Here is a 14,826-nt window from a genome sequence, read left to right on the forward strand (position 1 = left end):
AGTGCCCAGTAGCGCACATACTCGCCGAGCGCGGCAGCTTTGGCCGGGTCGTCCAGCACCGCCTGTGGCGCATAGAGATGGGCTGGATCGTCGCGCAAGCCATGCGGGATGGTGGTAGCGCCGTCGGCACCATACTGGCGCAGATAGTGCTTGATGAGGACGCCCCAGATCGGCGCGACATCGACTTGGTTGCTGGCAAGTGCCACCGGATAGGCATCGCCGTTGCTGGGCAGTTCGATGAGATTGACATCCTCCTTCTTCAGGCCGGCGGCCTGCAGCACCCTCAGCACCAGCGCGCCCTGCGCCTGACCCGGGCTGAAAGCAATCCGTTTGCCGCGCAAGTCCGCGAGCGTCCTGACCTCGACGCCGGGTGCAATGCCGAGCTGATAAATCGGGTGCGCAACCGGATCCTTGCGGAACTTCGCGGCAATGATCTTGACCTTGAGCCCGGTCCAGGTCGCGTGGATGGGCGGAATGTCGGCGACCGATCCAACGTCCAGCGCATTGGCGCGAAAAGCTTCGATTGTCTGTGGACCACCGCTGATATTGGCCCACTCGACCTTGAACGGCAGTTGATCGATCAGACCCGAGAGTTCCAGCGCCCTTTGCGTCTCGGGATCGCCGATGCGAAGCACGGTGCCCTGAGGGATTTCGGTCGGCAGTTTACCCGCGTCCGAACTACCCGCCTGAGCCCCGAAAGGCGAGGAAGAAGCGACCAAGGTCACCGCAAAAGCGGCCACGAGGGCGCCAAACCTTCTTCTCGAAAATCTCTCCACAGCTAACATCCTCGTCTTGCTCCAATTTGGAAATGGCTTCCTACTTTCGCTGTTTATTATGTCTATCAATTTTATAGACGATAAAGTATCGGATGCTGTTCTTTGCCGCCGGAGGGAAACGCTGTTCGCCTCCGATGCCCATTTGGGGGCATGCGTCGCTCGACAGAGGCGGGAGGAGCCGTCGCCTGCGCGGCGACAATTACGGTGTCCGGTTGAGCCACCGGCGCACACGTGCCGATCCGCTCGAACCCTTCTGGCCTCGCGTGGAGGAGTTGCTCAAGATCGAGGGCATCATTGCCGTGACGATCTTGGACACCAAGGCTATGGGCGTTAAGTTCGGTCGCAAGCCCAAGCTCCCACAGGAGCAGCGGCGAGAGGCGTTGGCGCGGCTGGCCGCCGGGGAGGCGAGAGGTGAGATCGCGCATTGCTACAACGTCAGCAACAGCACGGTTTCGCGATTGCATCCGTAGCGTTCACGGCCGGCAGCCGAGCCGTCCCTAGGCCGGAGCAGGCGGGAAACGAAGACGCGTTTATTTTTGCATGTTGGCCTTACTCATCTCGACTACGACGTCAGCGTCAGTCCCTATGAAGGCAATGGTCGCATAGTCCGACCTCAGCGGCGGAGGATTCGACGCTCGAAAATCCCTGCCCGCAATGAATGCACTGCATATCGTTCCGGGACTCACGGAGACGTTGGGCTACCCGCGCTCGATCATGTTCGACCTGGCTCTCAGCGTTCCGGCGGCGTTCCAACTCGGCCGCGATTTCCTCTCCGGTAAAGGATGTTCCAGGCTTCTTCATACCTTAGACTTTCGCCAGCCGGCCCACCATGCTTCCCATTCGGAGCAGAACCACCGTTCCCCACGCGCAGTGTTGATCCGCGTGGCCAAGTAATATTCCTGGCCCGGCACGTGATAAATATGCTCGCCGCGCTCATTGATGTTGCCCTTGATGTCACAACCTACCTTGCGCGCAGCGACCTCGCTCGATAACGCGCCATAGGAGTGAACGGCCGGGAGCCGGGGCCGGTTGTCAGCCGCAACATAGGCGGCAGACGAGATCGCAAGCAGCGCAAGAACGATTGCAAGCCGGCCTTTCGGCGTTCGCCACCATGGTGTGCGCCGTTTGCGCCATGGCTGAGCCGCATTCCCCATCGCCATCTCCCCGAAGAGAGGATGCGTCTGGCAAAGCAAAAAGTCCAGAACTCGCGAGCAAGCGGGGAGGCTTTACCCTGGCGTTTTGACGGCTGGCCTGCGGCCGAGACCGGCAGACTTCGCAAGGAGGGACCGCCGGGAGGCATAATTCGGCGCCACCATCGGGTAGTCAGGACCAAGTCCCCATTTGGCTCTATAATCGTCGGGTGTCAGGCCGTAATTGGCTCGAAGATGCCGTTTGAGAGACTTGAATTTTTTTCCGTCCTCCAAGCATATGATATATTCGGGGAAGACGGACCGCTTGCGATTGACCGCCGGAACGAGCTTAGGTTCTGGCGGAGCAGGCGGTTGTACAACCCCTCTCAACGCAGAATTGACGCTAGCGATCAAGTCCGGAAGATCGGCGACAGGGGTCGGGTTATTCTGGACAAAGGCCGCGACGATATCTGCCGTAAGGCCCAACAAATCCACGCCTGTCTGTTTAGCATCCTCCTCATCCACGCTAATGTGCTCAGTATTTTCCTCATTCACGCCTGTCTGTTCAGTATTGTCGTCTTCTGCGATTGTCCGTTCTGTATTGTCTTCAGGCATAATCATGCTCCTTGCTTCTTGATAGCTTTCCTACTCGCTCCAACCGGAAAACCGACCTCGGAGAGCTCCTGGCTACGCGCTGGCTCAGGTCGGATATCTCGATATGACGTACTGACACCGATGACGGCATTTTGTCGCATGACCACCTCTTCATTTCTCCCGTTTCCGCCGAATCCCGCTGCCCTCCGGGCCTCGTTTGGAAGGCGGGTGGATCTCGTTTTCACGGACAATTTCATCTTGGAACCTCACGCTACTGTTGCGTTTTGCTCGGCAAGGGCTTGCGGCCACATTCGCCCGATTGATCTAGCCATGGGAGGGCGGCCGCGGCGCCGAGCGATCCCGGCTTCGGCTTCCTAGGAGGCCTCGGTAAGCGTTCGAATCTGCGACTAGTCACCATGAGCCTTCCGACCGCTCCCGAGGGCTCGAGGCTCGCCTTGTGGCGCACGGTCGACACCATCGCGAAAGCGAGCATGACTAGCGAGACGTGGCGATGCCACCCGTGCCAGGAACGGGTTTCGTTATGGTCGAGGCCCAGTTCGTTCTTCGCCGTGCGTAGGCCTTCCTCGATAATCCTGCAGCATTGGCGCACTGCGACAAGGGTTTCGATCGAGGTTCCCGCTGGAGACCATGTTGAAAAGTAGCTGAGAGCGCGGTTCGCATCGCGTCGGATCAAGAGCCCCGGGGTCCAGAGCCCGGAGCGGGTTCTGTCATATTCCGCGACGTCCAAGTCAGTGAACGGGCAGTAAGCCCATGATTCAGAGCCCTGGAGGGCCTCTCCTTGGGGCAAGCTCCGCCACAGGGAGGGATCGAGGTTCCGCGCGATATCTTCGGCTGTTCCTCCGTCTGGGAAGCGATTTCGGCAAAAGAAGTGATGGTTGGCGTTAACGCTGAGCACATAGCCCTTGTACCAGCGTCGGAGGGCCATCTCGATGTCGGCGCCACCGAAGACGCGGTCAGATGCCACCCAGCTCAAGGGTACGTCGGCAGCGACGGCGCGTGAGATCATAACCAGTGCCAGGCGGGACTTTGTTGCGAAAGTCGTGCCCGCAGGCACGTGGGCCTGCGCCAAGCGGGCAGGGTCATCCGTCCATGCTCTCGGAAGATACAGCGCGCGATCAATAAACGCTTGCCCGTGCCGGGATACATAGGCCGCGAACACGCCGATCTGGCAGTTGGCCATCTTGCCCGTCGAGACGTTGACCTGCCGCGCGACCCCGCAGGACGTCTTGCCCTGCTTGATGAACCCCGTCTCGTCGATCACGAGGACGGCTTCGTTGTCGGCCAGCGTTTTGAGCGCGTATTCGCGCACGATGTCGCGCAAAGCGTCCGCATCCCATTTGACCCTCCCCAGAATGGCCTGTTGGCGCCATGGCCCGGGGTCGCCCGCAGCCTCGGCGCGCATCCAGCCGGTCTTGCGATGCTCGTCCCGGAGCAGGCCTTCAAGGAACAGTCCGGCCGAAATCGCCACACGTTCCTGAGGGAAAAGCCCCCTAATCAGGGACTTCACCTCGCGAAGTGCCGAGGCCCATATCGCCAGTGTCATTTCAATCGATTCAACCATTCTCAATACCTCCCCCTTGGCCGCCCGGCACAAAATCGAAAAAAATAACTAATTGACATGTGAAACGCAATTGTAATACTAGCCCAGCTCTTCCTTGTTTTTTACCGATAATAGTAATGCCGTGGCGACAATTTGGGTGCCGCACAACTCTCACATTCTCTTGTTCAGGACAAACTTGACTTAACAACCCGTGATTGCCATAACACCGACGCAGCAAAGAATGCAAGTATCGCTGTGAAGGATAAACGAGCGAATGGCTTCAGGGCTCGGGCAATAAAATTAGATATGTTTAATAAGCGTTGGATCGCAGCGGATAAGCAACCGATTGCGAAGAAGTAAATAGACGAAGTAGAAGGTGGAAACCTTATTTTGCAGCACTGATCGTCATTCCGTACTTCATGTATGCGCGCATGAGGTGCTAAATGATCACGTTTGTCAGTGCTATTTCTCAGTACGCAAGGGAGTCCCTTGGGTGCTGAAGTGACAACATGGCGTGAAATTATCTGAATCTCAGTACAGTCGATATCTGTTCACCTGCATCAGGCGGTTGCAGAAGAGTACTTTCGAGATGAAGATAAAGACATCTGGGATGGCCGGGGGTTGGATAGTGCGTGGATTGCGAAGATTTATGGTCAACGTAAGGGAGACCTTTTCGAGAGGCTCACGCTTGCGACGGCGTATGCTGGTCAACGGGTGAGCATGGCCACAAGATGCAAGAGAACAGGGGTCGGGCTCGCCCCGTGCTGCGCCAAAGGCTTCGGCGGCAAGATCGTCAAAGAGACCGGTTGGCGCGATCAGATCTCGCCCATCTTCACTATCGCTGAAAGCCACACTATCGGGCCAAGATTGACCAACTCTTTGCCCCAGAGACTTTTGCCTTGGGCAATGCGACTTCAATCTTGTATTTTAGATATTGCTAATATAATATCAATAAGTGCGACGGGCACGCCATGGGTAAGTCGCACAGGGGCATTGCATTAGTGTGGCTTGTCTTGGCCGGCGATGCTAACGCCCACGATTGGTATACACACAAGACTGACCCTGTTCTTCATTTTAGGTGCTGCGGCAATCGAGATTGCCATCCAATCGATTCCAGCGACGTCAGACCTACTAAGGATGGCTACTACGTCAAACAACCCGAACCTTACTCTCGGAATGACCCGCCGACGGGAGAGTGGTTTGGGCCAGTCGCTGGACGTGCAACGCGACAAGATGCTCGCAGCCGATGTGGAGCCCAAGAACATCTTCGAGGAGAAGCGGTCAGGGCTTGATACGGGAAGGCCGGAGCTGAAGGCGTGCCTTAGAGCGCTCCGACGTGGCGACACGCTTCTCATTACTCGCATCGATCACCTGGCTCGGTCCGCCACTGACCTTCTGAACATCGTCCGAGTGCTGGACACGGATGGGGTGTCGTTGCGTGTCCTTGATCAGCAGATCGACACGAGCAGCTCTGCGGCATTCGGAACCTCGGCTTCCGCATATGAGACTGATTTATTCCAAAGGACAGGCGAATGACAAGGGCTCACCTAATCGGATGCCATTCAGCGTACCAGTCATTGTGATCTCGACCGCGAGACTTCCAGTCTCTTTGAATTTTGCTCCCTGGATCTTGAGATCAAGCCCTCTCAGCTGATCCGGCAGGCAGCCGCTCAACTCACGCCAATTGGTCACATTCGCAAGCGCGTCCGATGCGAGTGCAGTAAGAGTGTTCCCGGCGACCCCCGCCGCCTGAGCAAACTGCGAGCTAAGGTCGGTAGTTGGTTGGCCGGGAGCAAGATTGACATATTGGTCAGTTATACTCAAGCTTAATGGCAAGCTTGCGGTGAATGATTGTGAAGCGACCTTGGATTTCAAAGCATGTTCGCTGGGAACGTTAACAATCTTTGGCATTCTTACTACTACCCCAAAGCCAATGTTCTTCTCTTCCATTTCCACCTTGCTGTTAGGTATCAAGATTTTTGTGCAAGCCCATGCTTCAACGGTGCCTGTTAGAACCAGCAAAGCTGAGTCTCCCCTTGCTGCAAGTCCCGCGCTGGAGAACTCCAAAGTATTGTACGGATAGCTATTGTTTTCGCAGCTGCCTTGCGCTGGGGGAAGTGCGGCCACTATTTGGCCCAGCTTGGCTTGGAGGTCGTCCAAATAGATCACCGTCGTAACGGTAGCCATTTGGTCCGTCAGGTGGATCTCGCCTGCTACTTTGAGCTCAACGTTGATTCCCCTAACTTGGATGTGCCACGTGCCGGGAAGAATGGTCTCACCGGCGTTGGGCGCACCAAGCATCAAGGCTGCCATGATGATGACCGAAAGTCTGAACAAACTGCTCTCCGAAAATGGAACCTCTACTCAAGACCCTTATTGACGATCGCTCCCACCACATTCGACGTTCTTACGCTGTCAGACGGGCGGGTTCGGCACAGGGGAATTTGGATTGACCGCCTGAATGATACGATCGAGTATCGAGAACAACAACTCAATGCTGTAGCCGGCAAGGAAGGCGATCGCGAATGGCGCGGTCAGGGTCGAGATTTCGCCGATGGCTGTTTTTTGGTTTGGCGTCCAAAACCAGCCGATAGCGAAACCTGAAATGCAACCGAGTCCTAAGCGCAGGACGACGCCAAGCGTATACGTCAGGTCGGGGTTAGGACGGTCACGGTTAACAAAAAATTGGCGGAGGATGTACACCGCCGAGCCAAGGCCGCCATAAAGCAACGGCAGGATAGATCCCCCAAGTACGAGTTTCATATCTTCGGCGGTTCGCATGATGTTATAAAACCTGGAAAATACTTCCTGGTTGTTGACAATTAGACCCATGTCCACCGCAAATTCGTTGGCTTGTTTCATCTCCTCTTTTATTGTGGAGGGCGGCCGGCTAGGTGGCACTGGAACAGTTTGGACCTCGCCCCCGTCCGGCACTGGAGCGGCCTTTGCGTCGCCGCCGTCCGGCGCTGGAATGGCCGTCGGCACTGGAGCGGCCTTTGCGTCGCCGCCGTCCGGCGCTGGAATGGCCGTCGGCACTGGAGCGGCCTTTGCGTCGCCGCCGTCCGGCGCTGGAACGGCCGTCGGCACTGGAGCGGCCTTTGCGCCGCCGCCGTCCGGCGCTGAAACGGCCTTCGGCACGGGAACAGTTTTGACCTCGCCGCCGTCCGGCACTGGAACGGCCTTCGGCACGGGAACAGTTTTGACCTCGCCCCCGTCCGGCGCTGGAGCGGCCTTTGCCTCGCCGCCGATCGGTATAGCCGGATCTGGCCTTGCATTCAGCGTCTCGGAGCAAAAAACCCAACCCAAGCAGAAAGCGTCCATGGTAGAGAGTGACGCTGAAAGTCGGCCATCGATGTCCCTTATATGTTTTATTGCGTTTTTTGCAGTCTCGTCCAAACCCGTGTTTCCGATGAGTTTACGAGTGTCTCCGATCTGTCCGAAGTAGTCATTCTGCGTCGCCTCATTAATATCCGCGACAACGATGCTTAGTTTGGTGAAGTCAACTGTTAATTTTATAACCACGACAACTAGCAAAAGGCTGAGGACGGACAATGCAATAGACAGCCATCTGTCGGGAGCCATATTCCCGCGATCATTGAGGTCCTCTATCCGAACAGGCGCCACCTGCTTGGCTAGCGAGGCGATCGCCGCGTCAAGCTGGAGTTCATCCGCGACGGCGAACGACGCGGCTCGAATCTTTTCATCTGCGGACTTGACAACGTCAATCACGTCCTGCGGAATTGAGAGCCCTTTTCGGCCCGCATATCTGGCAAGCACTCTGGCGTCGTCCAGCATAGCAGTGGCTGTGGATATGGTCTTCTGTTCGACTGCGTCGGCTTCATAGGTCGGCATCTATCGGTACCCTTTCCGGCGGCCATCAACCCAGACAAAATTGGCGGCCAATCCGTTTGTCAGCGTTGCCTTTAACCTAGGGGCCGCTCCAACAGTCTCTCTTAGCCGAGGAAACCAGCGGTCAGACCTTTGTCGAGCTTTGCTTGAACCTTTGAGGCCGCCTCGCCTTTTGTGATAACTCCGTCATTGTTCACATCGAGCCCAGAGTTTTGACCATATGCCCTAGTTCCCGCCGCAAACAAAACCGTCGCGTCTGGGCGTCCAATGGAGTTGGGGTAGAGGATAGACATGTACGTGTCAGAAAGGCTCCCTAACCTCCCCTTATATGGATCGAGGTATCTTTCAACGTATACTAGCTGCTGCGTCGGCGTCATTGCAGCCAGCAAGTCGATCGACGTCCCCAGGCCAGCGGCTGTCGACGGCATGAACTGGATGAGGCCAGTTGCTCGACTGATGGAGTTCTGTTTCGATGGAGAAAACGTTTCACCAGTCTCAAATGCCATCGCGGCCATGAGGTGACTGGGGTCGCAACCCACACGGGTTGAAAGCGCAATAACCCCCTGTTTAAATTCTGGACTAACGACTTTGCCCCACGCTATTTGACCGCCACCAACCGGAGGCGATGAGCCGTTCATTACTGCCGGCTCTTCCGGGGCCAGAAGTGGACTGTCGGCCACGACGGCGTGTCCGATCCGGCACTGCATGAGGGCGAACAAAGTCTCCCCGTTGGATGTGTTTGGCTCAAGAAAGCCTGTTGCAGGGCGGCGGATCGGCCGTTTCGTGACGGAGTTGCCGATGTTGCCGCCAATCCCCCAAACCTGATCGGAGTCGACTGCGACGACAATGTCGCAATGTCCCGCATAATTTCCTAGTTTCTGGTGGTCGTAGTCGACGCCAGACTCGCGTGTCCAGCAAAGCAAATCTCCAACGGCTGGCTGATATTCATTCAGCCTGCGACCCCAAAATCCGCTTTCTTCTCGGCCATTCAATCGAATGGATTGGTCGATATAAACCGAATGAAGAGTGGAATAGCGAAAAAGCACTCCCGCGCTACCGGTCCTCATGATCCATGAGATAAAAGCTGCAGACCAGGGCATATCATGGTTGGTGCCATCTACACCGATAGTCCCAGTGCCTTCGCTCCAGTACAGACCTATTCGGCTGGCATAGCCGGGCTCTCCCTCCTTGTGCCCGACCACCACCGCATTGCCATTTAGGTCGTATTCTTGCCGCCCGAAAAAATCCCATTCCTTGGCACATAGTCCGATCACGTTAGCAACAAACTCGGTTGGTCCCGCGCCACCGGGAGCACCTACCGGCAGAGCAGGAGCGATGGCAGGCTCCGCCTGGGCATCGGGCGCAATGGGGGGCGCAGGTTGGCCAGGCTGCGCGTCTGCATAGGTCGCTACTAGAGTATAAAACCCGGGCGCGGTGGACGCCAACACAACGGTTGCACCACCACCTTCGAAAATAACCCTCAGCTGTTGAGCGTCGGCGTCACTGAGATTTGGAATGACTACAGGAGCGGCCATGTTTTACTCCTCTTAAAGACCGGCATCGCGCACTAGTTGTTCGGCGACCGAATCGTATCGGGGGCTCGAAACTACGATCTCCAGGCGCTCAGAAACGCCACGTTGCTTCAAGAGCACTCTAAGTCGATCAGCAAGAGCAACATCATATTTGCCATTCCGCGCGAGCGCGTTTCGGAGAACGACCTGGGCTTGACTTTTTGAGAGCGTGTACACGATGGCTTCTTGTCGATCATGCTGGGCAATCTGCTCAGCCTCACTTACAGTTGATTGCGCATTCAGGACCCCTGCAGTGATCGTGCCGGCACGGTAGTAGTCCTCAAGATCAGACAGAGCCAGCGCAAGCGGATATGCGCTGTCGTCTTGGCCCAGCCGGCGAAGAATGTTGCCTGCTACAGTCGCGCGATTAGCTCGCATTTGCGTTTGTAATAGCTGAATAGTGTTCTTCAGGAGGACCTCGTCATTGTAGGCAGCTTTGGTGCCCGTGAGGCCTGCAGCGACACCCGAAAGAACGTCCTTTGTACCTACGGGCGTAACCAGTGTGGCAGCCGTGTTGAGAGCGATATTCGCGGTTGTTCCCAGGAAACCTACGCTCTGTCGTTCCGACGTGAGCGCGGCCTCATAGTTCGTGTACGCAACGTCGACCGCATACATCCGCGCTGTAATGTAGTTATTCCGATAAGAGACTCGTTCGAGGGCAGGCAACGTTCGATAATAATTGAAATCCGGCAATCCTATTTGAGAACGCAATTTCGACGTCTCTTCAGAGACCGAATACAGCCTTTTCGGACCCTGTGCCAAAGAAGGAGTGCAAGCCGAGTCAGCAATCCCCAGAAAAATTATTGTGAATGCAAAAATTGCCTTGCATCGAATCCGTGCAACATCGGTCACGCACACACGCGCCCTAGGGGACGCACCCAGCAACCACATGACAAATCCTCGCCACTTCTGTAATCCGGCGCCGATAGACGATCGTTGTCAAGAGAAATTCATGATGCTCTTCCAGCTCTTATATCAATCTGATCCGCCGCCAAGCGTGAAGTGTCTTGGACATCGATGGTTTCCAGACGCTTGGCCTACAGTAGTCGTGAAGCGCGTGGTCGTATGGTCCTCACAGATCTCTTAAAAGACGTAAGAGCCATAGCCAATGAAAAACGGACTAGGGAGATAAAGTTGCAGAAAATCCACAGCAGAGTGAAAAAACGAGTCTGAGGTTGTGGGCAAAAGGTCGAGGATGAACTTCTTGTATGACAGGATAGTTTTTAATTATGTCAATAGTTTCTGAATGGACTGGGCAGATCGTTCCGAGATCTGTATCTTTGACTTTGACAGATTGAAGGTTGTTACGCACTAGGCGGCCTTCGAAGAGGATGGCCGTAATACTCGCTGTGCTCCATCATCGCTTTGGTATAAGACCCTTTTTTTCTTCGCGTAGGCGCTCGGACTGCCGCATGATGGGTTCAGGACAGCTTGTCTCAGGACCGTTGAAGGCTTTCGGCCCTTAAGGTTACGGACTCTCAACGGGATAGCCCACGCCATCGTCTACGGAACGATCCGCATCACCGTAAGGGCAAGATGGGTTTCTCCTCCAGTTTCGTCTCGTTTCATGCCTCCGCCGCGCGGGCCGGTTGTTCCCGTAAACTCGGTCGCGTACAGGCGACGCAATACGATAGTAAGCGAGCGAGCGACCGCGACCCAAGCTCACGCCATGCCGCACCGACGGCGATGTTCATACCTCACAGTCGGAGGCTCGACTTGTTTTCCTACGCAAAATTAGCTCATGGGCGCCTTGGTAACGCGCTATACGGGCGAGTTCGTCGCCGCATCGGGTGACCTTGCATTGAATATCGGTTTGGCCCGACAGGTAAGCCGGGCGAGGCCGAATTGTGCGGCCACTATTCTTGATCGCCTACGATCGTTTGAAACGGTGGAACGCGACTGCCGTGATGCACAAAACTGAACGGCAGGCCGATTTCACTCAGTGGCCATGGCTGGCTTGCGCGCAGTTTCCTTCACAATTCGGCCTCTCTCGTCGACTACACAGATCGCCGCCTCTTCCGATATTTTGTTGCGGCTCAACATCGACCACTTTCTCACAACTCGATAGGAGCGGTCGCCCCCTTTCGGGCTCGCCCAACAGCGCAATCACTCCATCTGTCTTCGAAGAGATCAGCCGACGTGATGGGCAAAACGGTTCACGATCTCCGCAGCCACACACTGCGCTTGCTCTGACACCGTGGACACGGTAGTGGTACACGAATGCAGTAGGGCGAAGAGAATAACCATTGAAATTCAGTTAGTTAATGTTATGGGTCGAGAGTTCTATCTCTCTCAGGCAGCTTAAGCCGGCCCCATGGCATTCCGGCTAACCGATGGTCCAGTCTTCGGCGTCGAACAGCTGCATCAGGTTGATGCAGGGTATTTTCATGGAGTTACAGACGCCGGGGATCTTGCGTAAGCTGTCCACGCCGGTTTCCTCGGTGATGAGCGTGTGGCCAGACACCTCGGACGTGGCAATGACAAAGCTATCGGCGGCAAATTTCTCTTTGCCGGCGGCGACCAGGCCTTTGTAGGTGTTCAGCACATGCTGGACGCGCTGCTGGATCGCTTGGTCGGGCGCGACAAACATGTCCGCGCGGTCGTTCAGCCAGTCATGCAGCTCCGGGGAGCGTTTCTCGCATTCGGCCTGGACCAGAAGGGACGAAACCAGGCGGCCCTGACCGATCAGCTTGTCAAACTCGTCCCACAATCTGGGGAAGCGCTTGGGCTTGTAACGTTCGTACCAGGCGGCGATCAGGGCCGATGTGTCGATGCAATAAATCGTCGCCACGTAGCGCTACCCTGCAAGGCCGAAGGCGGCGCGTTCGATGTTCGGAACGGCAGTCACCTGCATATTGAGGTGGCTTGCAACGTCGCGCAGCGTCAACTGGCGATCGTAGTAGCCCTGCAACACCAAGCGAGTGAAGCTACGACCTAGCTGGCTGAGCACGACCAGATGACGCTCGGGACCTCCGCTACTCTTTTTCTCGGCCAAGGCATCATACTCGGCTTGGAAGCTCGCACGGCGGCTTTCATAGAATGCCTGTGTGGTGCAGCCGAGGCCCAGCAAACGGCGCAAAATGACTTCGCGGCTGACGCCGAAGCGGCCGGCCAGCGCGGCCAGCTCGTCGTCGTCCCAGGTCTTCACCTGGCCCTTGGTGCGTACCAAATGCTCGCTTAGCAACCAGTCGCTCGGAACGAGAGCGGCGCCGGCGACCGCGTTGCAGAATTGCTCTACGACGGCGCTGGCGGGCTCGGGTGCGACGAAATCGAGACCGCTGATACCGCTGGCCCTGACGACCAGATGGCAGAATTCGTGCAATAGGGTGAAAGTGCGCCCGTTGGTGCGATCCTTGGAATTGATCAGGATGATCGGCAGTTTGGGTTCTGCGACCGCTACGCCCCGCATTTCGGTCAATGCCAAGCGCGGCACCATGAAGACCAGCACATCCTTGGTTTCAATGGCAGTGCGCCAGTTATCGAAAGCCTTGGCGCGCCACGTCTGCTGGTCGACCTGCTTGATGCCAAGATAGGTCCGGATCGCCGCCCCAACGGTCTCTACGTTGTCTTTGACGGCGGCCTGCAGTTTGAACGGCTGAACCGGCTCGCCCAAATCATTGCGGAGCTCGAGCGCCAATTCACGTCTCTCCCTGGCCTGCCGGATCGCCCATTCCAGACCGGACTTGAAGGCGTCCTCTGGCGTCTCGCGAAGGCGCCGGAAATCCTGAATCGGCTGAAATCCGACCGGAGGCTCATTCAGATAGAAGATTGCGGGTGCGCGCTTGTAGAAGTTCGCCGCGGCCAGAAACTGCGGGAAGGTCAGGTGCTTGTCGCCGGCCTCGCAGGCCTGCAGCTTGTCGGCGGATATGCCAATACCCTCGGCCGCCGCCTCGGGGCTGAGGCGGGCCTGTTCCCGGACCCATCGCAGGATGGCCGGATTGATATAGGCGAGGGTGCTTTTGGTCATGGTCGCGCCTACTCTATCACAGCTGTCAACATGGCCGCCGCACCTCTTGTTCCAGTTAACGCCGTTGGATCGTGGTGGCGTTGCATCCCGGTCATACTCGAAAGGACGTCGCAAGGGCTAGGCGTGGCGGAAGGCCACGGGACCGTTTTTGGCGTTCTCCCCGCCCCATGCGATCTTCTCTCCGGTGATCCTCGTATCGAGGTGCAGCTGACGCAAGCCCGGTCGTGGTGCTCTCGCCCGGATCGTCGTCGTTTTCCCAGTCGCACAGGCCAGCCCTGGCCCCGTACCTTAAAAAGGGCCGCGGTAAAGTTGGTCCCGCACAGCGCCGTCCATTTGCGTTGACTCGCGTGCTGCCTGCCTTTGCAGGGTCGCTTCCTGTCGACTTTCGCCGATGCCGCGCGGTTTGGCTTTCCGGCGTTCCGTCCATGCTCATTGCGGCGCGCTTTCCTCAATATTTGCCGCGATCGTTCGGCCGGGCGCGCCGCCCGGTCAAACCCCGCCCGCACCACTCCCGCCCGGGCGGGACCGTGTTAGGGCCTGACCGGCCGGCTCAATCGCCCGGCCCAGCTTCTCCGCGTCTTGAGAAAAACCCAACGCAAAAGGAGCAAGGTCATGTCGGACACCAACGAAACCCCGCGGCAGGATGTCTACAGCCGCATCACCAACCAGATCATCGAAGCCCTTGAGCAGGGCGTGAAACCCTGGACGCAGCCTTGGAGCGCCGCCCATGCCGCCGGCCACGTCTCCCGGCCGCTTCGCCATAACGGCCAGCCCTATGCCGGCATCAACGTCCTGACGCTCTGGGCGTCCGCGATGACCGCGCATTACGCCGCGCCGATCTGGATCACCTTCAAGCAGGCCATCGAGCTGGGCGGCCGTGTCCGCAAGGGCGAGAAGGGCTCTCCCGTGGTGTATGCCGACACCATGCGGCGCACCGAGACCGACGAGGCTACCGGCGATGAGGCCGAGCGCTTCATCCCGTTCCTGAAGGCCTACACAGTCTTCAATGTCGAACAAGTCGACGGGCTGCCCGCTCACTTCTACGCAAGCGCCGAAAACGTCCGGAACCCGGATGAGCGCATCACCCATGCCGAAGCCTTCTTCGCAGCGACGCGCGCCGACATCCGTCATGGAGGTGACTGCGCCTACTACAGTCCGGCTCTCGACGTTATCCAAATGCCAGCCTTCACCGCCTTCCGGGATGCGCAGGCGTACTACGCCACGCTTGCCCATGAGTCCACGCATTGGACCCGGCACGCTACGCGCCTTGACCGTGACTTCGGTCGAAAGCGCTTCGGAGACGACGGCTATGCCCGCGAGGAGCTGGTCGCCTTATCTTGACAGTCTGCACCGATTGCCAGTGTCCTGCTTGACGTCG

The 14,826-nt window shown here is 57.3% G+C and carries 12 protein-coding genes and 1 pseudogene; 3 read left to right on the top strand and 10 right to left on the bottom strand.

Going from position 1 to position 14,826, the window contains the following annotated elements; all coding sequences use genetic code 11:
* The coding region (locus AC07FD_RS24135) for an ABC transporter substrate-binding protein (RefSeq protein ID WP_478351881.1) at positions 1 to 785 on the bottom strand (785 nt) is incomplete at its 3' end.
* Between the two features lie 83 nt (positions 786 to 868).
* Here AC07FD_RS24135 and AC07FD_RS24140 point away from each other — a divergent pair.
* Positions 869 to 1,246, top strand: coding sequence for a helix-turn-helix domain-containing protein (locus tag AC07FD_RS24140; protein WP_478351882.1), 378 nt, complete (start codon positions 869 to 871; stop codon positions 1,244 to 1,246).
* Between the two features lie 327 nt (positions 1,247 to 1,573).
* Here AC07FD_RS24140 and AC07FD_RS24145 read toward each other — a convergent pair whose 3' ends face one another.
* The 3 genes and pseudogenes from AC07FD_RS24145 to AC07FD_RS24155 all read right to left on the bottom strand — a co-directional run.
* Positions 1,574 to 1,930 (bottom strand): sunset domain-containing protein, encoded by a 357-nt coding sequence (locus AC07FD_RS24145; protein ID WP_478351883.1) that lies wholly within the window; start codon positions 1,928 to 1,930, stop codon positions 1,574 to 1,576.
* A 72-nt stretch (positions 1,931 to 2,002) separates the two neighbouring features.
* Entirely contained in the window at positions 2,003 to 2,521 is a 519-nt protein-coding gene (locus tag AC07FD_RS24150) for a Ros/MucR family transcriptional regulator (protein ID WP_478351884.1), read from the bottom strand.
* Positions 2,522 to 2,939: 418 nt separating this feature from the next.
* Positions 2,940 to 4,082 (bottom strand): annotated as a pseudogene (locus AC07FD_RS24155) (IS701 family transposase); the annotation flags it as partial.
* A gap of 1,179 nt (positions 4,083 to 5,261) precedes the next feature.
* Here AC07FD_RS24155 and AC07FD_RS24160 point away from each other — a divergent pair.
* Positions 5,262 to 5,597 carry a recombinase family protein gene (locus AC07FD_RS24160; RefSeq protein WP_478351885.1) on the top strand — a complete coding sequence of 112 codons (336 nt, stop codon included), beginning with the start codon at positions 5,262 to 5,264 and terminating at the stop codon, positions 5,595 to 5,597.
* Here AC07FD_RS24160 and AC07FD_RS24165 read toward each other — a convergent pair.
* The 6 genes from AC07FD_RS24165 to AC07FD_RS24190 form a co-directional block, all read right to left on the bottom strand.
* Positions 5,574 to 6,398 carry a hypothetical protein gene (locus tag AC07FD_RS24165; protein ID WP_478351886.1) on the bottom strand — a complete coding sequence of 275 codons (825 nt, stop codon included), beginning with the start codon at positions 6,396 to 6,398 and terminating at the stop codon, positions 5,574 to 5,576. The two genes, AC07FD_RS24160 and AC07FD_RS24165, sit on opposite strands and share 24 nt — an antisense overlap.
* 78 nt (positions 6,399 to 6,476) lie before the next feature.
* Positions 6,477 to 7,913: a hypothetical protein gene (locus AC07FD_RS24170; RefSeq protein ID WP_478351887.1), complete on the bottom strand. Its 1,437-nt coding sequence runs from the start codon at positions 7,911 to 7,913 to the stop codon at positions 6,477 to 6,479.
* A 101-nt stretch (positions 7,914 to 8,014) separates the two neighbouring features.
* The gene (locus tag AC07FD_RS24175; protein ID WP_478351888.1) at positions 8,015 to 9,445 is read right to left on the bottom strand and encodes a DUF2272 domain-containing protein; all 1,431 of its coding nucleotides are present in this window, start codon (positions 9,443 to 9,445) and stop codon (positions 8,015 to 8,017) included.
* 12 nt (positions 9,446 to 9,457) lie between these two features.
* Positions 9,458 to 10,333, bottom strand: a complete 876-nt coding sequence (locus AC07FD_RS24180; protein WP_478351889.1) for a hypothetical protein — start codon at positions 10,331 to 10,333, stop codon at positions 9,458 to 9,460.
* A 1,474-nt stretch (positions 10,334 to 11,807) separates the two neighbouring features.
* Positions 11,808 to 12,272 carry a DUF4411 family protein gene (locus AC07FD_RS24185; protein WP_478351890.1) on the bottom strand — a complete coding sequence of 155 codons (465 nt, stop codon included), beginning with the start codon at positions 12,270 to 12,272 and terminating at the stop codon, positions 11,808 to 11,810.
* Between the two features lie 6 nt (positions 12,273 to 12,278).
* Positions 12,279 to 13,448, bottom strand: a complete 1,170-nt coding sequence (locus AC07FD_RS24190; protein ID WP_478351891.1) for an ImmA/IrrE family metallo-endopeptidase — start codon at positions 13,446 to 13,448, stop codon at positions 12,279 to 12,281.
* 612 nt (positions 13,449 to 14,060) lie between these two features.
* Here AC07FD_RS24190 and AC07FD_RS24195 point away from each other — a divergent pair.
* Entirely contained in the window at positions 14,061 to 14,789 is a 729-nt protein-coding gene (locus AC07FD_RS24195) for an ArdC family protein (RefSeq protein WP_478351892.1), read from the top strand.
* Positions 14,790 to 14,826 lie beyond the last annotated feature (37 nt).

This window comes from Mesorhizobium waitakense (assembly GCF_056431085.1).

Excerpts from the sequence above, each read along its gene's own strand:
- AC07FD_RS24145 (WP_478351883.1), bottom strand. The coding sequence starts at position 1,930 with ATGGGGAATGCGGCTCAGCCATGGCGCAAACGGCGCACACCATGGTGG.
- AC07FD_RS24175 (WP_478351888.1), bottom strand. The coding sequence starts at position 9,445 with ATGGCCGCTCCTGTAGTCATTCCAAATCTCAGTGACGCCGACGCTCAA.
- AC07FD_RS24140 (WP_478351882.1), top strand. The coding sequence starts at position 869 with ATGCTGTTCTTTGCCGCCGGAGGGAAACGCTGTTCGCCTCCGATGCCC.
- AC07FD_RS24195 (WP_478351892.1), top strand. The coding sequence starts at position 14,061 with ATGTCGGACACCAACGAAACCCCGCGGCAGGATGTCTACAGCCGCATC.
- AC07FD_RS24150 (WP_478351884.1), bottom strand. The coding sequence starts at position 2,521 with ATGCCTGAAGACAATACAGAACGGACAATCGCAGAAGACGACAATACT.
- AC07FD_RS24170 (WP_478351887.1), bottom strand. The coding sequence starts at position 7,913 with ATGCCGACCTATGAAGCCGACGCAGTCGAACAGAAGACCATATCCACA.
- AC07FD_RS24190 (WP_478351891.1), bottom strand. The coding sequence starts at position 13,448 with ATGACCAAAAGCACCCTCGCCTATATCAATCCGGCCATCCTGCGATGG.